Origin of the sequence: Kitasatospora sp. NPDC097605 (assembly GCF_040302725.1) — a bacterium.
Classification (GTDB): Bacteria; Actinomycetota; Actinomycetes; order Streptomycetales; family Streptomycetaceae; genus Kitasatospora.
Map to the genome: position 1 here is coordinate 81,188 of NZ_JBEOSF010000016.1, position 22,295 is coordinate 103,482.

The 22,295-nt window shown below is 76.1% G+C and carries 18 protein-coding genes; 17 read left to right on the top strand and 1 reads right to left on the bottom strand.

What is annotated here, in order from left to right; all coding sequences use genetic code 11:
• The first annotated feature begins 34 nt into the window (after positions 1-34).
• From ABTX81_RS19705 to ABTX81_RS19760, 12 genes are all read left to right on the top strand, one after another.
• On the top strand, positions 35-466 hold the full coding sequence (locus tag ABTX81_RS19705; RefSeq protein ID WP_350547291.1) for a hypothetical protein: 432 nt from the start codon (positions 35-37) through the stop codon (positions 464-466).
• Between the two features lie 160 nt (positions 467-626).
• The gene (locus ABTX81_RS19710) at positions 627-773 is read left to right on the top strand and encodes a hypothetical protein (protein WP_350547294.1); all 147 of its coding nucleotides are present in this window, start codon (positions 627-629) and stop codon (positions 771-773) included.
• A gap of 14 nt (positions 774-787) precedes the next feature.
• Entirely contained in the window at positions 788-1,330 is a 543-nt protein-coding gene (locus ABTX81_RS19715; RefSeq protein WP_350547297.1) for a hypothetical protein, read from the top strand.
• Positions 1,331-1,391: 61 nt separating this feature from the next.
• Positions 1,392-1,832, top strand: coding sequence for a hypothetical protein (locus ABTX81_RS19720; RefSeq protein ID WP_350547300.1), 441 nt, complete (start codon positions 1,392-1,394; stop codon positions 1,830-1,832).
• The gene (locus tag ABTX81_RS19725; RefSeq protein ID WP_350547303.1) at positions 1,829-3,481 is read left to right on the top strand and encodes a hypothetical protein; all 1,653 of its coding nucleotides are present in this window, start codon (positions 1,829-1,831) and stop codon (positions 3,479-3,481) included. Before ABTX81_RS19720 ends, ABTX81_RS19725 begins: the two co-directional genes overlap by 4 nt.
• Positions 3,478-3,924 (top strand): GPW/gp25 family protein, encoded by a 447-nt coding sequence (locus tag ABTX81_RS19730; RefSeq protein ID WP_350547306.1) that lies wholly within the window; start codon positions 3,478-3,480, stop codon positions 3,922-3,924. Before ABTX81_RS19725 ends, ABTX81_RS19730 begins: the two co-directional genes overlap by 4 nt.
• Positions 3,917-5,257, top strand: a complete 1,341-nt coding sequence (locus tag ABTX81_RS19735; RefSeq protein WP_350547309.1) for a baseplate J/gp47 family protein — start codon at positions 3,917-3,919, stop codon at positions 5,255-5,257. Before ABTX81_RS19730 ends, ABTX81_RS19735 begins: the two co-directional genes overlap by 8 nt.
• Positions 5,254-7,689, top strand: a complete 2,436-nt coding sequence (locus ABTX81_RS19740) for a hypothetical protein (protein WP_350547312.1) — start codon at positions 5,254-5,256, stop codon at positions 7,687-7,689. Before ABTX81_RS19735 ends, ABTX81_RS19740 begins: the two co-directional genes overlap by 4 nt.
• Positions 7,686-9,506, top strand: coding sequence for a hypothetical protein (locus tag ABTX81_RS19745; protein WP_350547315.1), 1,821 nt, complete (start codon positions 7,686-7,688; stop codon positions 9,504-9,506). Before ABTX81_RS19740 ends, ABTX81_RS19745 begins: the two co-directional genes overlap by 4 nt.
• Positions 9,503-9,835 (top strand): hypothetical protein, encoded by a 333-nt coding sequence (locus ABTX81_RS19750; protein WP_350547318.1) that lies wholly within the window; start codon positions 9,503-9,505, stop codon positions 9,833-9,835. Before ABTX81_RS19745 ends, ABTX81_RS19750 begins: the two co-directional genes overlap by 4 nt.
• Positions 9,832-13,644, top strand: a complete 3,813-nt coding sequence (locus ABTX81_RS19755; protein WP_350547321.1) for a hypothetical protein — start codon at positions 9,832-9,834, stop codon at positions 13,642-13,644. The genes ABTX81_RS19750 and ABTX81_RS19755 overlap by 4 nt, the downstream gene beginning before the upstream one ends.
• A 140-nt stretch (positions 13,645-13,784) precedes the next feature.
• A complete protein-coding gene (locus ABTX81_RS19760; RefSeq protein WP_350547324.1) occupies positions 13,785-14,558 on the top strand; it encodes a peptidoglycan-binding protein in 774 nt (257 codons plus the stop codon).
• A gap of 71 nt (positions 14,559-14,629) precedes the next feature.
• On the opposite strand, the gene ABTX81_RS19765 is transcribed toward ABTX81_RS19760, so the two are convergent.
• The gene (locus tag ABTX81_RS19765) at positions 14,630-15,274 is read right to left on the bottom strand and encodes a GntR family transcriptional regulator (RefSeq protein ID WP_350547327.1); all 645 of its coding nucleotides are present in this window, start codon (positions 15,272-15,274) and stop codon (positions 14,630-14,632) included.
• A gap of 146 nt (positions 15,275-15,420) precedes the next feature.
• On the opposite strand from ABTX81_RS19765, the gene ABTX81_RS19770 reads away from it, so the two are divergent.
• From ABTX81_RS19770 to ABTX81_RS19790, 5 genes are read left to right on the top strand one after another with little or no spacing between them, the layout of a single operon-like run.
• Positions 15,421-17,475: a beta-galactosidase gene (locus ABTX81_RS19770; RefSeq protein ID WP_350547330.1), complete on the top strand. Its 2,055-nt coding sequence runs from the start codon at positions 15,421-15,423 to the stop codon at positions 17,473-17,475.
• Between the two features lie 9 nt (positions 17,476-17,484).
• Positions 17,485-18,834: an aminomethyl-transferring glycine dehydrogenase subunit GcvPA gene (gene gcvPA / locus ABTX81_RS19775; protein ID WP_350547333.1), complete on the top strand. Its 1,350-nt coding sequence runs from the start codon at positions 17,485-17,487 to the stop codon at positions 18,832-18,834.
• Entirely contained in the window at positions 18,831-20,405 is a 1,575-nt protein-coding gene (gcvPB, locus tag ABTX81_RS19780; protein ID WP_350547336.1) for an aminomethyl-transferring glycine dehydrogenase subunit GcvPB, read from the top strand. The genes gcvPA and gcvPB overlap by 4 nt, the downstream gene beginning before the upstream one ends.
• Positions 20,402-21,505: an ATP-NAD kinase family protein gene (locus tag ABTX81_RS19785; RefSeq protein ID WP_350547339.1), complete on the top strand. Its 1,104-nt coding sequence runs from the start codon at positions 20,402-20,404 to the stop codon at positions 21,503-21,505. Before gcvPB ends, ABTX81_RS19785 begins: the two co-directional genes overlap by 4 nt.
• Positions 21,502-22,272, top strand: a complete 771-nt coding sequence (locus ABTX81_RS19790) for an SDR family NAD(P)-dependent oxidoreductase (protein WP_350547342.1) — start codon at positions 21,502-21,504, stop codon at positions 22,270-22,272. Before ABTX81_RS19785 ends, ABTX81_RS19790 begins: the two co-directional genes overlap by 4 nt.
• Positions 22,273-22,295 lie beyond the last annotated feature (23 nt).

The following is a 22,295-nucleotide window of genomic DNA, read 5'->3' on the forward strand; positions in this document are numbered from 1 at the left end:
TCAACCCCGCCGAGGATCCTGGGAGCCCGCCACCATGGCCGACTGGAACACCCGCCTGGCCGTCGCGTACATCGACGACGCAGGCAAGAGCGCCGAGATCGCCCCGATCGACTCGATGTCGACCACCTTCAACCTCAACGCCGAGCCGCTGCACTCGCTGGGCGCGACACACATCGGCGTCGTCTACCAGCCGTCGCAGGTCAACTTCTCGATGACGGTGAAGGCCATCGGGCCCGCCGCCGCCGAGCTCACCGCGATCGCGCTGCGCGGCGGCCGCTTCGACATCGTCCTCCAGGAGCAGTCGGGCACCGACTGGTCCTACCGGACCCTCGTCATGTCCGACTGTGTGATCACCGCCTCCGCGCAGTCGGCGACCGTCGCCGGCGCGCCGACCGTGACCTTCTCCGGCTTCTCGCTCGCGGCGAAGGTCGAGGGCAAGTCCGGGCCGGCGGTCGCGATCCCCTGATCCGCGCGCCCGGCCCGGCGCCGGCGGCCGCACCCGGCCGCCGGCCCCGTCCCGAACCCGCGAGAACCCCCGAGAACGCGCGGCGACCCGCGAGAACCCGCGGCGACCCGCGAGAACCCACCCGAACCCACCCGAACCCGCCACGAACCGAGGAGCGCACGTGCCCGAGGCCGCGCACTACCACTTCCCGGTGGAGATCGAGGTCGCGCACGCGCCCCAGGTCGACCACCAGGCCATCGCCGACCTCGTGCTGGAGCGGCTCACCGCCCAGCTCGAGGCGCTCGACCCCGCCCCGCGCCGGGACTGAGGGGGAGGCCGATCGTGTCCAGTTTCCAGCGGTACGGGCCGCCGTCCCTGGTCCTCTCGGACGGGCTGGTGACCGTGCCCCTGTGGGCGGTGACCAGCCTGGACCTGAACCGCCAGTACCAGTACGAGCGGATCGGGCCCGCCGAGGTGCGGGAGACCGTGCGGGTCTCCGGGCTGCTGGTCGGCGCCGAGCGGTTCGCCTGGCGGGCGGCGCTGGAGGCGCTGGCCGAGCACGAGACCGGGACCGGCGCGTTCGCGGCCGGCGCCGTGGCCGGGTCGGCCGGCACCGGACTCGCGGGGGCCGTCGCGGGCGCCGCCACCGGCGCCGCCCGGCCGTTGACCCTGCTGGCCGAGTCCACCATCCGCACCGACCTGCGGATCGTCGCGCTCTCCTTCGCCGAACGGGCCGAACGCCGCGAGGTCGTCGAGGTCTCGCTCACCCTCGCCCACGCGCCCGAGTGGCAGGGCGGAGCGGACGTCCTGGCCGACGCGGCGGTGGCCGGCCTCTCGGCGCTCGCCGACTGGGAGAGCCACCGGGGCCAGGACGGCCGCCGATGAACCGCCCGACGAGCAACCCCGTCAGCAAGCCCCTGAACCACCCGACGAGGGAGGGACACCGTTGAGACCCACCGCACCGATCCTCCGGCTGCTCACCCCCGCCGAGCCCGACCCGCTGCCGCCCGGCGCCACCGTGGTCGACGCCGCGCTGGACGGCGGCCTGCCCGAGTACCTGCCGCTCCACGCCGACCTCGGCGTGTTCGTGGCCGCCGTGCTCGGCCGCGCCGACACCTGGCACGACGCCGACCCGGCCACCGTCGTCAGCACCCCGGCCGACCCGGGCCGGGCCTTCCGGCTGGTGCTGCGCTCCGGCGGCGGCTACGCCGGCGCGCTGCCGCTGACCGCCGGCGCCCGGCGCACCGTCGAACTGCCCGGCTCGCCCCGCCTCGCCACCGAGATCGCCCTGCTGGACTGGGAGTTGCGGGCCGGTTCGGTGCGCGGCGCGGGCCGCCACGGCTCCCGGATCCGGCTCGCCTGGTGGGACCTCGGAGGTGCGCCGTGAGCGACTGGGCCCTGCGGATCACCGGCGGCGCGGCGCCGCTGGAGCTGTCCGGCGCGCAGACCCGCGGTGTGGTCACCCTGCGGGCCGAGGCGGCGCTGCCGTCCGGTCTCGCCGCCGCCACCGTACGGCTGACCGTGCGCGGGCTGGCCGAGGCCGTCGTCGACCGGCTGGCGGCCGGCCCGGGCCCGCTGGTCGCCGAGCTGTACCTGCACGGCTCGGCCACCGCCGCCCGGCCCTTCGACCCGGCGGCCCGGGTGGCGGCCGCGGTCGTCGAGCGGGTGGTGCGCCACCGGGGCCGGTACGGGCCGGAGTTGCGGCTGGACGGGACCGACGAGGCCTACCACCGGCTGTCGGCCGTCTGCCGCACCCCGGTGCCGGCCGGCGACCACCGTACGCAGGCCGCCGAGCTGGCCCGCCGGGCCGGCGTGGCGGTGCAGGCGCACGGCGCGGCCGTCCGCGGCGGACCGCTGGCCGCCGGGCCCAGCCACCTGGAGCACCTGGCGGGCCTGGAACGGGCGCTGGCCGAGCACGACGGCCGCGGCGGACGCGCCCTCGCGCTGTTCCGCGACGGGGTGCTGCACCTCGGCGCCCGGCCGGCCGCGCTGGTCGCGGTGCACGACGTCCGGCCGCGCTGGACCGAGGAGTTGGGCGGCGCCCGCGCCGACCGGCCCGCCGTGCGCCTCGGACTGCCCGGTGACGCCCGGCTGCTGCCCGGCGACCTGGTGCGGCCCGGCGACGGGGCGCGGCCGCTGTACGTCACGGCGGTGCGGCACACCCTCGACCGGGCGCACGGGTTCACCACCGTGGTCGCCGCGGTGGCCACCACCGGGCCCGACGCGGCCTGGGACGGCCGGCCGGGCGCCGCCGACCGGGTCACCGTCCGCTCCGAGCCCGCGGCCGACCCCGCCGCCGCGGCCGCCCGGGCCGTCGCCGGCCTCGGCCGGGCCGCCGCGGCCCGCGCCGCCGTGCCGGAGGTCGCCGAGGTGCGCGCCGCCGACGGGCCGACCGCCACCGTCTGGCGCGGGCTCGCGCCCGGCGACGGCGAGCCGATGCAGCACCGGCGGCTGGAGACCGCCCGCACCGAGCCGGACCGGCTCCCCGGGGTCGGCTACGCCACCCCGTTCGCCTGGGGCCGCTACGGGCTGGTGCTGCCGCGCTACCCCGGCACCCGGGTGCTGCTGGTGCCCCGGCGGGGCCGCGCCGACGACGCGGTGGACGTCGGCGCGCTGTGGCGGGACGGCGAGGGCCCGTCGGCCCGGGCCGGCGACTGGTGGCTGCACCTGCCCGCCGCCGTGCCGGCCGGCCAGCGCGGCGGGATCGGCGACGACCGGCCCGGCGCGGACCCGGGCGACCGTGCCAGCAACGACCTCACCGACGCCGACGGCAACCGCGTGATCGAGGTCGGCGAACTGACCGTCCGGGTGGGGCGCAGGGCGCTGCACGGCGCGGGCGTCCGCCCCGAGCGGGCCCGCGCCGAGAACGCCGTCACCATCGAGCACGCCGACGGCGGGGCGTCCGTGGTGATCGCCGCCGACGGCACCATCACGCTCACCGGCAAGAACCTGCGATTCGAGGCACAGGAGACCATCGCGATGAAGGCGGAGAACGTCAAGGTCGCCGTCACCGGGCACATGGACGTGACCGGATGACCGCCGTCTGGAACCTCGCCGCCGGGCCGTCCACCGAGCCCGGGCCCGGCACCGGGCCGGGGCCCGTCACCACCGACCCGCTCGCCGCCGACCTGCAGCTGCGCGACGGCGACCTCGCCACCGTCACCGGCCCGGACGCCGTCCTGCAGTCGGTGCGCCTCGCGCTCACCACCGCGCTCGGCACCGACCCGCTGGACCGCGGCTTCGGCTTCGACGGCCTGCGGGTGCTCGCCGAGGAGCACACCCCCGAGCTGGTCCGCGAGCGGGTCCGGGTCGCCGTCCTCGCCGTCCTGCGGCGCGACCCCCGAGTGCGGCGCGTCCTTGAGGTCCGGGTCGACGACCCGTCCGGCGCCGACCGGGCCCTGGTGGTCGGCGCGGTCCTGGAAACCGACACCGGCGCGGTGCTGCCGGTGACCCTCACCACCGGAGTGCAACGTGCCTGACCAGTCCGCCCCGTCCGCCCCGTCCGACCCCGGCCTCCTCCAGCCCGGCGAGGCCCCGTACGGGGTCACCGACCGCGGCTTCGTGCCCAAGCCGTACGCCCGGCTGGTGACGGAGCGCTTCGAGCTGGCCCGCGAGGTGTTCGGCGCCGACCTCGACCTCGGCCCCGGTTCGGTGATCCGCCGTCTGCTGGAGGTCACCGCGCTGGAGGACGCCCGCACCTGGTCGGCCCTCGCCGGCGCCTACGACGACGCCTTCGTGGCCACCGCCGGCGGCCCGGCGCTCACCGCGCTCGGCGCCGAACTCGGCCTTCCCCGACCCTGGTTGGAGGCGTCCGGCGAGATCGGGCTGACCCTGCGCGGCACGCCGTCCGGGCCGGTGGTGGTGCCGCGCGGCGTGCGCCTGCTGACCCCGCGCGGCGACGACGTCGCCACCGACGCCAGGGTGGAACTCTCCGTCCAGCAGCGGCAGGTCACCGTCCCGGTGGTCGCCTTCGACCCCGGCCCCGAGGGCAACCTCGACCCGGCTCGCCCCGAGCAGCGGATCACCGCCTGGAACCCGCAGGACCCCTGGCGCACCGAGTTCCTCGCCGGCCCGGGCAGGGCGGGCGCCGAGATCGAGATCGACGGCGCCGCCGCCCGGCTCACCGGCGGTGAGCGGCGCTGGCCCGACGCCCGCTACCGCCGGCTGCTGCTGCGCGCGCCGCGCTCGCTGTGGAACGCCGAGGCGATCCGGCTGGCCGCCGCCATGGTGCCCGGCGTGCGCCAGGTGCAGGTCAGCGACGTCTACGGCGGCCTCGACGTCCACCAGTCGATCTTCGGCACGCTCGACGGCAACTTCATCGACCGGCTGTTCGGCGACGAGGCCACCGCGGCGAGCCCGTTCGGGCTGAACGTGCTGGTCGCGCCGACCCCGGCCGCGATCTGGGGCGGCCCCGGCGGCGGCGGACTGCACGACGCCGTCCGCCGGGCGATCGACGACCTGCGCCCGCTCGGCGTGGTGCCGCGCATCCAGCCCGCCGTGGAGGTCGGCGTGGTGCTCTCCGCCCGGCTGGTGCTGCGCGGCTCCACCACCCCGCCCGACCAGTTGAAGGCCCGGCTGCTGACCCGGGTCGCCGAGTACGTCGACGGCCTCGGCCTCGGCGAGGAGGTCCGGCACGCGGCGGTGCTGGCCGCGATGATGGCCGAGCCCGGCATCGCCGACGTCGTCGACCTCAGGCTGACGAAGTTCCCGCCCGCCCTCGCCACCGCCGTGGCGCCCGCCGGCCCCAACCTGAGGCTGGCGGCCAATGAGATCGCCGTGCTCGTCGAGGACCCGAAGGGGCTCACCCAGTGACCGCGCCCGCGCCGACCGGCGCGCCCGTCGAGACCCCGGCCGCCGCCCACCGGGCCATGGCCGACCACCTGCCCGCCCCGCTGCGCGCCGCCGTGTACGACGAGCCCGTCCCGCTCACCGCGGCCGACGGCCGCGTCACCGGCCGGCTGCCGGGCAACCCGGGCGCCCCGGGCACCCAGGGAAGTGCACCCGTCGCCGCTCCCGGCCGCCCGCTGGTGCTGGCCGGCCCCGGCCGCGACCTCGCCGAGCGCGGCCTGCGGCTCACCGCCACCGTGGCGGGCACCGCCCGACCGCCGCTGCTGCTTCCCCCGTTCACCGAGGCCGACGCGCTGCACCCGCTGCCGCTCGGCGCGGACTGGCCGCCCGGCGCCCCGTTCGAGCTGGCCGCCGCCTGGCTCGACGGCGACGGCACCGCCCACCCGCTGAACGCCGCCGAGGCCGCCGGGCTGCTGCGGGTGCGCCACCTGTCCGGCACCACCGCCCGGCTGCTGTACGTGCTGGGCGCGCCCAAGGCCGAGATCCGCCGCATCGCGCGGCAGATCGCCGCCTCCCGCACCCTGGCCGGCGCGCGCTCCGGCGCGCTCGACGCACTCGGCGCCGAACTCGGGGCGCCCCGCTTCGCCGAACGCCTCACCGTGCGCCCCGACGGCGCGGACGTCGAGCCGGCCCGCGAGAGCGACGAGGAGTACCGCGCCCGCCTCGCGGTACTCCGCCCCTGGGCGGTCCCCTCGCCGCAGGGCCTGGCCGGGCTGCTCAATGGCGCGGCCCCGGACGGCGGGGCGCTGGCCCGGTTCGGCATCTCCCCGCCGTTCACCGTCGAGGACAGCGCCAACGGCCTGGCGATGGCCTTCCGGGTGGTCGCCCCCGGCGGCGAGGCCGACCGGCTCGCGGTGCTCGACCAGGTCCGGGCCGTCCACCTGGTCCAGCCCGGCCCGGACGGCGACGCCGTGCACGCCGCGCGGCCGCAGTCGGCCGACCGCCGGGCCCGCGACGAGCAGCTGCGCGCCGCCCTGCGCGCCGGCTGGACGTTCGCCGACCGCGCCGCCCCGCGGCCCGCGCTGGCCCGCGGCCTGGCCGCCGCCCTGGTCCGGCTGGCGGCCTGCCGCCGAGCCCTCGGCCGAGCCGCCCCCGGCACCGTGCTGCGGGTCCAGGACCCGGCCGGCGGCAGCCGTTACGAACTCGGCGTCGGCGCCGACCTGACCCCGCTCACCGCCGCCGACCTCGCCGCGCTCGCCGCCCGTGTGCGCACCCCCGGACCGGTCCCGGACCCGTCGGTCGACCCGGAGACCCGCGCGCTGATCGCCGAACTGCGCCCGCCCGCCGACCCGGCGGACGACCCGGACGGCCGCTGGCTGCTCGTCCCCTGCGGCCTGGCCACCGTGCACCGGCTCGCCGAGGACCGCCTGTTCGTCTCCCACCTGCCGCTGCACGGCCTGGCCGTCGACCTCGACGCCGACCTGCTGCGCGCCCGGTACGCCGCCCGGCAGGACGAGCGCACCCACGCCGTGCTCGGCGACGGCCTGGCCGCCGCGCTGCGCGCCTGGGCGGCGGACGGCGCGGGGACGACCGTCCTCGCCGACCGGGCGGCCGCCGTGCAGCGGCTGCGCGCCGAGGCCCAGCAGCTGGGCGCCGCCGACCCGGCGGTCGCCGCGTTCCGCGCCGCCGGGCTGCCGGCGGTCGCCAACCCCCTCCCGGCCGTCGAGCAGCTGCCCGCACTGTCCGCCGATCTGTACACCGTGATCACCCTGCCCGGGCAGCTCGGCACCGATGTGCTCGCCGGCCGGGCCGAGGCGGTCGGCAGGCTCCGCCGGCTGGTCGGCCTGCTGCGCGACCAGTGGCTGGTCTCCGCACTGCCGGTGGTGCTCGCCCCGGCCGGCGGAACCGGCACCCGCACGCTCGCCCTGGTGCTCGGTGCCGTCCCGCTGCCGCAGGTCGGCACCAACCTCAACCGCCGCCGCGCGGTGGGCTTCCGCTGGCAGACCGTGCCGCTGCGCGGCTCGCTGACGCTGTCGGCCACCACCGGCCCCGGCACCACGGTGCGCACCGCCGACGGCGGCGTCGGAGTCGTGGTCACCCTCGGCTACGCCCGCCGACGGCGCACCGATCCCTACGAGTTCAGCGTCGACCTGCCCGGCGGCACCCTCGGACACCGCGAGTACGAGGCGCTGATGAACCTGCTCGACCGGGTCCACCCGGCGGGGATCGCGGTCGACACCTCACCGATCCGGCGCGGCCGGGTGGTGCTGGGCGGCGGCCCCGACCCGACCCCGCTCAGCCCCGAGCAGTCCCGGCTCTACCGGGACTACCGCCCCGGCCGCGGCCGCCTCGCCGACCGGGTCTTCAAACCGATCACCGCGGGACTCCAGGTCGGCGTGCGCGCCACCGTCCGCGTCGACACCTACCTCAAGCCTCGCCAGGGGGAGAAGCCGTGACCCAGCCCGTCCCGCCGATGCAGCGGCCGCGCTACTTCGACTACCAGTTCCTGCGCGCCGACGACTTCGACACCGAGCAGCGCTACCACCGCTCCCGCCGGGAGCTGCTCACCGCGCTGTTCTACAGCCCGGGCGTGGTCTCCGGCCTCACCGTGACCTGCACCGACAGCAGCGTCACGGTCGCCGCCGGCTACGCCGTCGACCGGCTGGGCCGGCTGGTCGTGCTGCCCGCCGTGAGCGTGGTCCCCGCCCCCGGCGCCGGCGACCTGACGCTGACGGTCACCGTCCGCTACAGCGAGCGGGCCACCGACCCGAGCGACGAGACCGGCGTGCCCGGCGAGACCCGGTGGACCGAGGAGCCCAGGGTCGAGCTGGTCGGCACCGTCACCCCCGACCACCTCGTGCTCGGCACCTTCCGCCGGTCCGCCGGCAAGGGCACCGTCACCACCGCCGGACGGGTCGCGGCCGGTCTGGTGATCCCCGGCCAGTACACCGTGAAGGGCAACCTGACGGCGGAGGGCGACCTCACCGGCGCCAACCTGAACACCAAGGACGTCCGGGCCACCGGCGCGATCGTCCCCTCGGTGGGCAACACCGCCGCCAGCGGCATCATGTTCCCCCGCGACCCGGGCGGCGGCACCGGTGACGAGGCCTTCATCCGCTACTTCCCGTACAACGGGGAGAACACCCAGCTGGTGATCGGCAACGGCAACGACGTCGACGACCTGATCGACTTCTCCCAGGGGGCCAGGACCCGCTTGCGGATCGGCGGCGGCATGCTGCACACGGGCAAGCTGGACGGCCAGCCCGCCGTGGCCGGCGAGGTGCTCGGCGCGCTCGGCTTCCACGGCCACGGCGTCCAGCACGCCCAGTTCTCCTTCCGGGCCGGCCGGGGCTTCGAGTTCGTCGACCGCAGCGCCGACTGGCCGTCGCTGGACTACGCCGCCGACAGCAAGCCCTACGCCGACGTCTACGCCCGCAACCTCGGCGTCAACGACGTCACCGCGCGCAACCTGAGCGTCAACGACGTCACCGCGCGCAACCTGAACGTCAACGACGTCACCGCGCGCAACCTGGGCGTCAATGACGTCCGCTCCACCGGTGACGTGTACCTGGGCCGGGACAAGACCCTGGTCGGCAGCGGCAACCTCTACCTCGCCGGGCCCGGCAAGACGGTCGTCAGCAACCAGTACTTCGGCGGCAGCGGCCTGCTGCACGTCCAGGGCGGCCTGTCGGTCGGCGACTACGAGCCCGCGCTCAACCGGGTCACTTCCTGGGACGCCAACTTCGGCGGCGGCCTCTACCTCGGCGGCACGATCGGCGACTTCGGCAGCGCCGCCATCCGGATGTACAACAACGGCGACATCCGCAGTACCGGGATCGTCTACGCCAAGGAGAAGAAGTTCCTCATCGACCACCCGCTCGACCCCGAGCGGAAGTACCTCCTGCACACCGCGCTGGAGGGGCCCGAGAACGGCGTCTACCAGCGCGGCGAGGGGCGGCTCGCGGACGGCCGCGCCGTGGTCGAACTCCCCGAGTACTTCGAGGCGTTGACGCTGGTCGAGGGCCGGACCGTGCAGCTCACCCCGGTCTTCGAGGACGACGACGAGCCGCTCTCCGTGCTCGCCGCCTCCCGGGTGCGGGACGGCCGCTTCACCGTCCGCACGGTCGACGGCTCCCCGGCCTCGCACGCCTTCCACTGGGAGGTCAAGGCCGTCCGCGCCGACATCGAACCGCTGGTGACCGAGGTCGGCAAGGCCGATTTCGACCGCCGGCACGAGGCCCCGGCGCCGCCGCCCGCCGGGGAGCCGGCATGACAGCCACCCCCGGGGCGCGGTCCGTCACCGCCACGCCCGGCACCAAGCCGGCCAACGGCGCCTGGGCCGCCGTCACGGTCACCCCCGAGGCCGCGTCCCGGCTGCGGGTCGACGGCAAGCCGCTGCTGCTCGGCGCGAGCGGCGCCTTCCACTTCACCTCCAACAGCGGCGCACTCGACAGCTCCGTCGGCCTCACCGCCGCCGACACCAGGCTGCGCTGCGACGGCCGCCCGGTCCTGCTGACCGGCGACGCCACGTCCGACAGCTACGGCAACACCCTCACCGCGGCCGAGGCCGGCCGCCTGTGGACGGAGCGGCGCCCCGCATGATTCCCCAGGTCACCGTCCCGATCCGGCTGCGCCTCGACGCCACCGCCGCGGCCGAGGGCTCCTACCGTCCCCGGCTGCGGGCCGCACTCACCCGGGCGCTGGCCCGGGCCGGCGCCGACGCGCCTATCGGGGTGGTGACCGCGCCCACGTTCCGCTGGTCCGGGCCCGGCGTCGCCGAGCTCCCGGCCGGAGCCAGCGACCGCGTCGAGCGCGAAGTCGCGGCGCTGATACGGGAGTTGGCGGCGACCCCGGCCCTGCCTGCGGGCGCGGCCACCCCGCCGGCCCGCCTCGACGCCGTCCCGCCCGGGTTCACCCTGCGCCCCCGCTCCGCCTACGACATCGCCGAGGAGGGCCGCCCCGCCGTCTGGCTCACCGAGGCGATGACCGTCCGCGAGGCGGCCCGCCGTCTCTACGGACGTCCGGACGACTGGCGGTTGCTCGTCTACTGGTACAACCGCGACCTCTGGGCCGCCGAGCACGACCTCGCCCGCGACCTGCCGGACGTCGCCGACCGCCCGCTGCCGGCCGGCCGGCGGCTGCGCGTCGAACCGGGCCTGCTGAATGAACAGCTGCGCTCCCGGGTGCAGTTGGCCGCGGCGAGCCGCCAGGTCGGGGAACTCGACCGGACCGGAGGCGCCCGCCTCGTCGTCGAGGGACCGGACCAGAGCGGCCCGGTCCCGCGCGGCAGCACCGTCCGGATCGGACTCCGCCTGCCCGAGGACGTCTACCCCGTCCGGGCCGAGTGGCGGCTGCGCCCCGACCCGGCCTACCGGGCGCTGGCCGGCGGCCTGGTGGACGCGGTCCGCAACGGTCCCTCCGGCAGCCTGTCCGGGCCGGAGAACGCCGAACCCCACCGCTGGGACCTGCCCGCCGACGCTGCGGGCCTGCACATCGTCTCCTGCCGGCTCTTCCGGGACGGCGAGTTCTGGCAGGAGATCTGGACGTCCCTGCTGGTGCTCAACCCCGAGGACCTCGCCCGGATCGTGCTCCGCTCCGGCGCCGCGGCGCCGCCCGGGCCGGCCGCGCTGCGCGCCGGGCTGCAGACCGCGTACGACGAGCGGATGCGGAGCCTCGCCGCGCCCGGGAAGGAGCGGGGCGGCGGCCCGTACCTGGTCGCCGAACCGGAGGGCCGGGCCACGCCGGGCAGCGAGGTCCGCTACCAACTGCTCTGGCCCGACCGCCCGGAGGAGGAGGTGCGGCTGCGCTGGCAGGTCCGCGCCCTCGACCCGCCGGCGCCCGGCGAGTACCGGGGCGAGCTGGGCCGGGGCCGGGCGGCCGTCTCCCCGGGCCTGGCCAGGACCGCGATCCCGACCGGATGGCTCGCCCCGGGCCGCGCCTTCAACGACTTCTGGCAGGTCCGCTGGGCCGACCGGCCCGGGCGCTACGAGATCGGCTGCGAGCTGAGCTGGAGCCGGGGCGTCCGGTACGCGGTGCTGGAGCAGCGGGTCGAGGTCGAGCCCGGCAGCCGCCCGGGGTCGGCGCCGGAGAGCCCGCGCGCGGCCCGCCGCCGGCTGACCGAGGACCTCGCCTTCGCCGACCTGACCCTCGCCCGCGGCGAGGCGGTGCCGCTGCGCGCCGCCTGGGTGGCGGGCGAGGGCGAGCCGACCGGCGTTCCGCTCCAGCTGTACGTCACCACCGCCCCCGACGCCCCGGCCGCCGGGGTGCGGCTGCGGATCTGGGACCACTCGCCGTCCGGGCGCCGCCGGTCCTACGAGGGCGGCGGCGACACCCCGCAGGAGGCGCTGGAGCGGGCGCTCGCCGACCTCGCCCGGGTGCCCTACCCCAAGGGCGTCGTCATCGCCGAGACCGACGGCTTCACGCTGGCCGGGCAGGCGTTCCCGGCGCGCGCCGTCACGGTGCGCTGCTCCGGCGACATCCCGCTCGCCGCGTTCCTGGCCACCTCCTCGACCTTCCTGTTCGTCGGCGGCGCCGTGCTGTCGATCGCCGGCGCCCCGTACGTCGGCGCTCCGCTGATCGCGCTGTCGCAGACCGGCGGGGTCGCGGCCGCCGTGGTCCGGCTGCGCGACCGGGCGCTCTCCGGGGACCTGCGGGCGGACGAGCAGACCCTGATGGACGCGCTGGACCTCGGCGGCAACGTCACGGGGGCCGTCGGCAAGGGCGCGAAGGTGCTGCGGATCACCAAGGGTGCCGGCGCGCTGGAGTTCGTCGGCCAGGTCGACGGTGTCCTCGGGAACGTCCAACTGGTGGTGTCCAACGTGGACTTGGCGTACCGCCTGGACGCGGCGGTGGCGAGCGGCGAGCGGCGGGAGATCCTCGGCGTGCTGGGGGAGGCGGCCGTCTCGGGCGCGCTGCTGAAGCTGGGAGCGCTGGCGGAGGACGCCGCGGAGGACGGCGGCGCCGCCGCCGGGGGAGCCCCGGTGGTGCTGCGGCACGCCACCGTCGATCCCCGGTTCGTCGCGGCGCTGCCGGTCGAACTGCGGGACAGCGTCGAGGTGGTGGAGGACGGTGGGAGCACCGTCCAGGTCCGGCACGACTACGACCGGCTGGGCCGGGCCCGGATGCGGATCGCCGCCGGTCCGGACGCCACCGCCGAGGACGCGGCGCACCACCTGGCCGCGATCCGCGCGGTCCAGGACGCCCAGAGCCTGCGCGGGGGCCTGCGGACCCTCGTCGAGCAGACCGGCGTCCTGTTCGGCGGCGAGTTCGTCCCGGTGCCCGGCACCCGGGCCTGGGACGCCGCGCGGGAGATCGAGAAGCTGACCGCGATGATCACCGCCGAACGGGGCGCCGGCCGTCCGGACCGGGCCAGGATCGCCGACCTGAAGCGGCAACTCGCCGAGCACCGGCGGACCCTGGCCGAGCGGAGCACCGAGCAGGGCGGCGTGATCGCCGCCGAGGACCGGCGCCGCCGCAAGCGCGGCGAGGAGCCGGTGCGCCTGGACCCGGCCGGCCAGACCCGGGCGGCGGAGAAGGTGCGGCGCACGGACCGGGCGCTCGCCCGGTCGGCCGCCGCGACCTCGGAGCAGACGGCCGCCGCCGGCGCGGCCGGCCAGGAGCTCGTCCTCCAGGCCGAGGTCCGTCCGCCGCGCCCCGCCGCGCTGGACGGATGGTTCGGCCGGACCGGCCGGCTCCCGGACGAGGACCGCATCGCCGCGCTCGACGCGCTGGTGGCGCAGGGCGGCCGTTCACCGCAGGAACTGGAGTACCTGGCCTGGTTGCGGCGCTCCTGGGCGCTGCGGCAGGAGGCCGCGGAGGCCGGCGGCGCGGTCCGGGCCGGCGGGGGAGAGAAGGCCAACCTCACCACCGCGCGCGAGGCCGGTGCCGAGGAGGTGCGCGAGAAGAGCCGGCCGCTGATCGAGGTGATGCGCAAGAAGGGGCCGAACTACCGCGACCGGAGCCGGATCGACTTCGACGAGGTGACCGGCCGCGAGGACTGGCGGGCCAGGGTGGCCCGGGCGGTCGCGGAGAAGACGGCGCTGCCGACGCTGGACACCGACCACCTGGTGGCGCTCGACCGGATCACCCAGCTGGACGAACTCGTCCCGGTGCTGCGGCTCTACCTGGCGGCCTCGCGCGGGGTCCGGGCGGAGCTGTACGAGCACCTCAAGAAGCTCGGCGACCACGAGGACAACCTCTGGCGGATGGACGGCCCGGCCAACCGCAGCAAGAACAACCGCAGTTGGCACGAGATCAGCTACGACGAAGCGGCCCGCTACGGCTACACGCCGAAGCAGGTGAACGCGATGCGGGTGAAGGAGGACGCGGCCCTGGTCGCCCTCCTGGGCCGGATCGAGAAGCTGCGGCTGGACTACACGCCCCGGGTGCACGGCGGGGGCGCCGGGCGCTGACCCGGGTCACCGGGCATGGGCCCCCGGCCCGCTGCACGTCCGCTGCACGCGGGCTGCACGGGCCGGGCGGCAGGCTCTGATCAGCACGGACGCGGGCCGGGGGACGGCCCGCGCAGCACGGAACGATGGGGGAAACGGCCATGAAGTTCGTCAGTCGCGCCGAGTGGGGCGCCCGGGCGGCCCGCAACGGCCACCCGGTGGTGCCGGCCAACCGGGGCGTCAAGGTCCACTACCTGGGCGGCCCGTACAGCGCCGACGAGCACACCACCTGCGCGGGGTACATGCGCAAGGTCCAGAACAGCCACATGGACGGCAACGGCTGGTCGGACTTCGCGTACAACCTCGCGGTCTGCGAGCACGGTTACGTCTTCGAGGGCCGCGGCCGCAACGCGCAGAACGCGGCCAACGGCAACACCACGCTCAACCGCGACCACTTCGCCGTCCTCGCCTTCGTCGGCGACAGCGGCCACACCAGCCCGACCGCCGACCAGGTCGCGGGCCTGCGGGACGCCATCGGCCATCTGCGCGCCAACGGCGCCGGCCGGGAGATCCGCGGCCACCGCGACGGCTACGCCACCGACTGCCCGGGCGGGCCGCTCTACCGGCTGGTCACCTCCGGCGCGCTGGAGCCGGGCACGGGACCCGGCGCCGGAACGCCCGCCGACGGCTGGGCGCCGTTCCCCGGGGCGGAGTGGTTCCGCGGCGGCCCCCGCAGCCCGCTGGTCACCGCGATGGGCCGCCGCCTGGTGGAGGAGGGCTGCGGCGCCTACCAGCAGGGCCCGGGCCCGCAGTGGAGCGAGGCCGACCGGCAGAGCTACGCCCGCTGGCAGCGCAAGCTCGGCTACGCGGGCACCGACGCGGACGGCTGGCCCGGCGCGTCCTCGTGGGCGCGCCTGCACGTCCCGAAGGCCTGACGCCCGGTCAGCGCGAGGAGCCCGCCGCCCGCCGCCCGGACCCCGGGCGGCGGGCTTCGCGCCGTGCGCGCTCAGTCCGCCGGAATGTGCGCCAGCATCCGCTCCATGCCGCCGATCCAGTTGGCCCGCAGCGCGGTGATCGCGCCCGGCAGATCGTCCGCCAGCAGCCGGCGGGCGATCTCGCAGTGCTCCGCCGACTCGCGGGCCACCGGCTCGTCCTCGGCGACGACCAGGTTCTCGTAGCGCCGCATCCCGGCCTTGACCCGGGTGAGCAGGTCCAGCAGGCGCTCGTTGGAGCAGCCGCTGAGCAGCAGGCCGTGCCACTCGTCGTCGCGCCGGTCGACCGTGGCGTGCTCGGCCACCTGGTCGGGGAAGCCCTGGGCGAGGTCCAGCAGCCGGGGGGCGACGCTCCGCAGGTGCTCCGGGTCGGAGGACTCCAGCGCCAGCGACTCCAGGGCCGCCACGATGGCGACCAGTTCGCGGAACTCCTTGCGGCTGACCGGCGCGAAGCGGAAGCCCCGGCCCTGGCTGCTCTCCAGCACGCCCTCGCCCGCCAGCGCGATCAGCGCCTCGCGCAGCGGCGTACGGCTGACGCCGAGTTCGGCGGCCAGCACGGCCTCGTTGACATCGGTGCCCGCCGCGAACTCGCCGCGGGTGAGCCGGTCCATCAGCTCGTCGCGGATCTGCTCGCGCAGCGGACGGCGCTCGATCGCCATCGCGTCCCCCTGACTCCCGGACGGGCCGTCCGGATCGATGCACACCTCTTGACCCGCCCCAGTGTACTGCACTATGCATTCTGAATACAAAATGCGGAACGACGCCAAACGGGGTTTCCCGACCCCGGGGGAGCGGAAGGAGCGGCATGGGCCTGACACGGATACCGGGTCTGCTGTTCGGCGGTGACTACAACCCCGAGCAGTGGCCCGAGGAGGTGTGGCGGGAGGACGTCCGGCTGATGGCCGAGGCCGGCGTCAACCTGGTCACGGTCGCGGTGTTCTCCTGGTCCCGGCTCGAACCCGCGCCCGGGGCCTACGACTTCGGCTGGCTGGACCGGGTGCTCGACCTGCTGCACGCGAACGGCATCGCCGTCGACCTCGCCACCGCGACCGCGACCCCGCCGCCCTGGCTGGTCCGCGCCCACCCCGAGGTCCAGCCGGTCGACGCCGCCGGCACCCGGCTGGAGTTCGGCTCGCGCCAGGGCTACTGCCCCTCCTCCCCGGTGTTCCGCGCCGCCACCGTCCGGCTGGCCCGCGCGATGGCCGAGCGCTACCGCGAGCACCCGGCGCTGGCCATGTGGCACATCGGCAACGAGTACGCCGACCACACCGCCGAGTGCTTCTGCGAGGAGTCCGCCCGTGACTTCCGCCGCTGGCTCCAGGACCGCCACCGCTCCCTCGACGGCCTCAACGCGGCCTGGGGCACGTCCTGCTGGGGCCAGCACTACACCGACTGGACGCAGGTCGAACCGCCCCGCAAGGCCCCCGGCCCGGTCAACCCGGCCCAGCTGCTGGACTGGCGGCGGTTCTCCAGCGACGCGCTGCTCGCCTGTTTCGAGGCCGAGCGCGCTGTCCTCAAGGAGGTCACCCCGGACATCCCGGTGACCACCAACTTCATGAGCGTGCTGCGCGACCTCGACTACTGGACCTGGGCCGCCGCCGAGGACGTCGTCACCGACGACGCCTACCCGGACCCGGCCGACCCGCGCGCCGAGATGAAGGCGGCGCTCAGCTACGACCTGATGCGCTCGCTGAAGCGACAGCCCTGGCTGCTCCTGGAGTCCGCGCCGAGCGCGGTCAGCTGGCGCGCGGTCAACGTCCCCAAGGACCCGGGGGTGATGCGCCTGCACAGCCTCCAGGCGCTCGCCCACGGCTCGGACGGCGTGATGTTCTTCCAGTGGCGCCAGGCCAGGTACGGCCCGGAGAAGTTCCACTCGGCGATGCTCCCGCACGGCGGCACCGGCACCCGGCAGTGGCGCGAGACGCTGGCCCTCGGCGCGGACGTCCGGCGGCTGGCCGAGGTGGCCGGAAGCGACACCCGGGCCGAGGTCGCGCTGCTGCTCGACTGGGCCAGCTGGTGGGGACTGGAGGCGCCCGAGTCGATGCCCTCCGACCGGCTGCGGCTGCACGAGCTGCTGCTCTCCTGGTACGCGCCGCTGCACGCCCGGGGCGTGGCGGTCGACCTGGCCCCGCCGGGGCGCGACCTCTCCGGCTACCGGCTGGTGATCGCCCCCAACCTCTACCTGTGCACCGCCGAGCACGCCGCCGCGCTGGCCGCCTTCCCCGGGCAGCTGGTGGTCGGCCCGTTCAGCGGGGTGGTGGACGCCGACGACCAGGTGCACGAGGGCGGCGCGCCCGGGCCGCTGCGCGAGCTGCTCGGGGTGCGCGTCGAGGAGTGGCGCCCGCTGCCCGACGGCGCCGTCCAGGACGTCGTCACCACGGACGGCACCTCGCTGCTCGCCCGCACCTGGACCGAGTGGCTGGAGACCTCCGGGGACGACACCGAGGTGCTGGCGCGCTACCGGGGCGGCCCGCTGCACGGCCGCCCGGCCGTCACCCGGCGCGGCGCCGCCACCTACCTGAGCTGCCTGCCCGAGGACCCGGCCCCGCTGCTGGAGGAGCTGCTGGCCGCCGCCGGGATCACCGGCGTCACCGGTCCCGGGCTGCCCGCCGGGGTCGAGGCCTGCCGCCGCGGGCCCTACCTCTTCCTGCTCAACCACGGCACCGAGCCCGCCACCGTGCCGCTGCCGGCCGGCACCGGCTTCACCGATCTGCTGACCGGCCGCCCGCTGCCGGGCGGCCCCGTGACCGTCGGACCGCGCGACGCCGTGGTCCTCAAGCCCCGACCGACCGAGTCCCGACCGACCGAGTCCCGACCGACCAAGCCCCGACCGACCGAGCCCCGACCGACGACGCCCTGAGGAGTGTTCGTGGCCCACCCCTACATCCCCAACGCGGGGCCCGAGACGCGGGCGGCGATGCTCGCCGAGATCGGCGCCCCCGACGTCGCCGAGTTCTACCGCGACATCCCCGCCGACCTGCGCCTGGACCGCCCGCTCGACCTGCCCGAGCCGTTCGCCGACGAGCAGGGCCTGACCCGGCACGTCCGCGGCCTGCTGGCGCGCAACACCGACCCGGCCGCGCTGCTGAGCTTCCTCGGCCACGGCTGCTACCCGCACTACGTACCGGCGGTCTGCGACGAGGTCAACGGCCGCGGCGAGTTCCTCACCGCCTACGCCGGCGAGCCCTACGAGGACCACGGCCGCTTCCAGGCGCTCTTCGAGTACGTCTCGATGATGGCCGAGCTGCTGGAGATGGACGTCGTCAACGTCCCCGTCTACGACGGCTACCAGGCCGCCGGCACGGCGCTGCGGATGGCCGCCCGCCGCACCGGCCGGGCCAGGGTGATGGTCAGCGGGGCGCTCGCCGCCGACAAGCTGGCCAAGATCCGCGACTACCTCTCGCCGGACATCGAGGTGCTGCTCGCCCCGGTCGCGGCCTCCGGCGAGATGGGCGGGGTCGAGCTCGACGACAGCTTCGCCGCCCTCTACCTGGAGACGCCCACCGTGCACGGCGTCGTCGAGACCCGCGGCCGTGAACTCGCCGACCTGGCGCACGGCGTGGGCGCGCTGCTGGTGGTGGGTACCGACCCGATCTCGCTCGGCGTGCTCGCCCCGCCCGCCTCCTGGGGCGCCGACCTGGTCTGCGGGGACATCCAGTCGCTCGGCATGCACCCCCAGTACGGCGGCGGCCAGGCCGGGTTCATCGCGAGCCACGACGACGAGCCGCTGGTCGCCGAGTTCCCGTCCCGGCTGTTCGGCATCGCCCCGACCGCCGTCCCCGGCGAGTACGGCTTCGGCGACGTCTTCTACGACCGCACCTCCTTCGCGCTGCGCGAGGAGGGCAAGGAGTGGGTGGGCACCGCGGCCGCCCTGTGGGGCATCACCGCCGGCGTCTACCTCGCGCTGATGGGGCCGCGGGGCATGCGCGAGATCGGCGAGACGATCCTCGCCCGCACCCGGTACGCGATGGGCGCGCTGGCCGCCGCCGGGGCCGTGGTGCGCCACCAGGAGTCCCTGCACTTCCGGGAGTTCGCCGTCGAGGTGCCGGACGCCGACGCGCTGCTCGCCGCGCTGCACGGGCGCGGCATCCTCGGCGGGGTGCGGCTCGGGCCCCGGGAGGTGCTGGTCTGCGTCACCGAACAGCACTCCATCGCCGACATCGACACCCTCGCGGCGGCCGTCCAGGACGCCCTGACCACGCCCGGAGACGCCCAGTGAGCGCGCACGACGCACCCGAACCGTTCGCCACCCTGCCCGTGGCGCCCAAGCCCGCCCTGCGCCGCTTCCACCAGGCCCGCTGGGACGAGGAGATCGTCTTCGAGCTGTCCCGCCCCGGCCGGCGCGGCGTGGGCGTGCCCGCCCCGGACGCCCCGCTGGTCGAGCTGCCCGAGGGCGTCGCCCGCCGCACGCCGCCCGCGCTGCCCGAGCTCTCCCAGAACCAGGTGGTCCGGCACTACCTGCGGCTCTCCCAGGAGACCCTCGGCGCCGACTTCAACATCGACGTCGGCCAGGGCACCTGCACCATGAAGTACAGCCCCAAGGTCAACGACTCCTTCGCCCGCGACCCCCGGGTGGCCGCCCTGCACCCGCTGCAGCCCGAGTCCACCGTGCAGGGCGTGCTGGAGATCTACTGGCGGCTGGAGCAGATCCTCAAGGAGATCTCCGGCATGGCCCGGGTCTCGCTGCAGCCCGGCGCCGGCTCGGCGGCGATCTACGCCAACATCGCGATGATCCGCGCCTACCACGCCGCCCGCGGCGAGGGGGAGCGCCGCGACCAGGTGATCACCACGATGTTCTCCCACCCCTCGAACGCCGCCTGCGCCAAGGTCGCCGGCTACGAGGTGATCACCCTGATGCCGGACGCCGAGGGCAACCCCGACATCGAGGCGCTGCGCGCCGCCGTGGGACCGCGCACCGCCGCCCTGATGATCACCAACCCGGAGGACACCGGGATCTTCAACCCGAGGATCCGCGAGTTCGTCGACCTGGTGCACGCGGCCGGCGGCCTGGCCTGCTACGACCAGGCCAACGCCAACGGCATCCTCGGCATCACCCGGGCCCGGGACGCCGGGTTCGACCTGTGCCACTTCAACCTGCACAAGACCTTCTCCACCCCGCACGCCTGCGGCGGACCGGCGGCCGGCGCGTGCGGCGTCTCCGAGGCGCTGGTGCCGTTCCTGCCCGGACCGGTCGTCGACCGCGAGGGGGAGGCCTTCACGCTCACCGTCCCCGAGCGCTCGGTCGGCAAGATCCGCCCCTTCCTCGGGGTCACGCCCAATGTGGTGCGCGCCTACGCCTGGGTGATGGCGCTCGGTGCGCAGGGCCTGCGCGAGGTCGCCGAGACGGCGGTGCTCAACAACAACTACCTGCTGGCCAAGGTCGCCCGGATCCCCGGCGCCTCCGTCCCGTGGGCCGATCGCCGCCGGGTCGAGCAGGTCCGCTACTCCTGGCAGGAGCTCGCCGAGGAGACCGGGGTGCACTCGGAGGAGATCGGCATCCGGGCGGCCGACTTCGGCGTGCACTACTGGACCAGCCACCACCCGTACGTGGTGCCCGAGCCGTTCACCCTGGAGCCGACCGAGTCCTACTCCCGGGAGGACCTCGACGAGTACGCGGCGATCCTCGCCCATGTGGCCGACGAGGCCCGCAAGGACCCGGAGTTCGTCCGCGGCGCGCCCTACCGGCAGACCGTGCACAAGACCGACCCGACCGCGCTGGACGACCCGGCCCAGTGGTCGCCCAGCTGGCGCGCCTACCTGCGCAAGCACGGCGCGAAGCGGCCGGGATGATCGTCGGACTGATCGTCAACCCGGTCGCGGGCCTGGGCGGCGCCGTCGCCCTCAAGGGCAGCGACGGGCCGGACGTCCAGGCCAGGGCGCTGGAACTGGGCGCCGTCCCCAGGGCCAGGGCCCGCGCCGCCGCCGCGCTGCGCGCCCTGCACGTCCGCCGTCCGGAGGCCCTGGTCCGCACGGTGGCCGGGCCGATGGGGGAGGACAGCGCGCTCGCGGCGGGCGTCCGGTACGAGGTCGTCCACCGGCCGGTGGGGCCGAGGACCGGCGCGGCCGACACCCGGGCGGCGGTGGCGGCGCTCGGCGCGGTGGACCTGCTGCTGTTCGCGGGCGGCGACGGAACCGCGCGCGACGTGCTGGACGCCGGGCCGCGTCCGCCGGTGCTCGGCGTGCCGGCCGGGGTGAAGGTCTACTCCGGCTGCTTCGCGGTCAGCCCGGCCGCGGCGGGCGCGGCCGCCGCCGGCTTCGACGGGCGGACCGCCGAGGCGGAGGTCGTCGACCTCGACGAGGAGGCCCACCGGGCGGGCGGCGTCGGCGCCCGGCTGTACGGGACGGTCCGGGTGCCGGCCGGGCGGGCCCGGCTGAGCGGGCGCAAGACCGGCTCCTCGGCGGCCCCGCCGGGCTCGGCGGAGTCCATCGCCCGGGCGGTGGTGGCGGCCATGCGGCCGGGCACCGCGTACGCCCTCGGGCCGGGCGCCACCACGCTCGCCGTCGGGCGGGCGCTCGGCCTGGAGTTGACGCCGCTGGGCGTGGACGTCGTCCGGGACGGCTCCCTGCTCGCCCGTGATGTCACGGAGCAGCGGCTGCTCACCCTTGCCATGTCACAGGTGACGCACGGCGTGCTGTCGGTGATCGGCGGGCAGGGCTTCGTGATCGGGCGGGGCAACCAGCAGTTCAGCCCGCGGGTGCTGGACGCGCTGGCCGGGATCGTCGTGCTCGCCACCCAGCAGAAGCTCGCCGCGCTCGGCGGGCGGCCGCTGCTGGTGGACAGCGGCGACCCGCTGGCCGACGCCGCGCTCGCCGGCCATGTCCGGGTGGTCACCGGCCACCGTGAATCCGTGCTGTACCGCATCCAGTCGGCGAGTGAGGAGCTCTCATGACCAACCACACCCCCCACACCGGGTCCCTGCGCAACAAGGTGGCCATCGTCACCGGCGGTGCCTCCGGCATCGGCCGGGCCACCGCCAAGCTGTTCGCCGCCGAGGGCGCCGCCGTGGTCGTCGCCGACCTCGCGGACGCCGGCGAGGTCGTCCGCGAGATCGAGGCGGCGGGCGGCCGGGCCCTCGCGGTGCGCGCCGACGTCTCCTCCGAGACCGACTGCGAACGGATCGTCACCATCGCCGTCGAGACCTACGGCGCCCTGCACGTCCTGTTCAACAACGCCGGGATCATCCGCCGCCAGACGGCGCTGGAGATCTCCGCCGACGACTGGGACCGGGTGATGGCCGTCAACGTCCGCTCGGTCTACCTGATGTGCCGCTTCGCCGTCCCGGCGATGACGGACGGCGGCTCGATCGTCAACACCGGCTCCGGCTGGGGGCTGAAGGGCGGTGGCAACGCGCTCTCCTACTGCGCCTCCAAGGCCGCGGTGGTCAACATGACGCGCGCCCTGGCGATCGACCACGCCGCCGCCGGGATCCGGGTCAACTCGGTCAACCCGGGCGACACCATGACGCCGATGCTGCGCGACGAGGCGCGCCAGCTCCAGGAGGAGTGGGCGGTCTTCGAGAAGGACGCCGCCGACCGGCCGATGGGCCGGGCCGGCTCGCCGGAGGAGATCGCCGCCGCCGTGCTGTTCCTGGCCGGCGACGCCAGCAGCTACATGACCGGCTCCGCCCTCGTCGTCGACGGCGGCGGCCTCGCCTGACCCGTCCCGCTCCGTCCCCCACC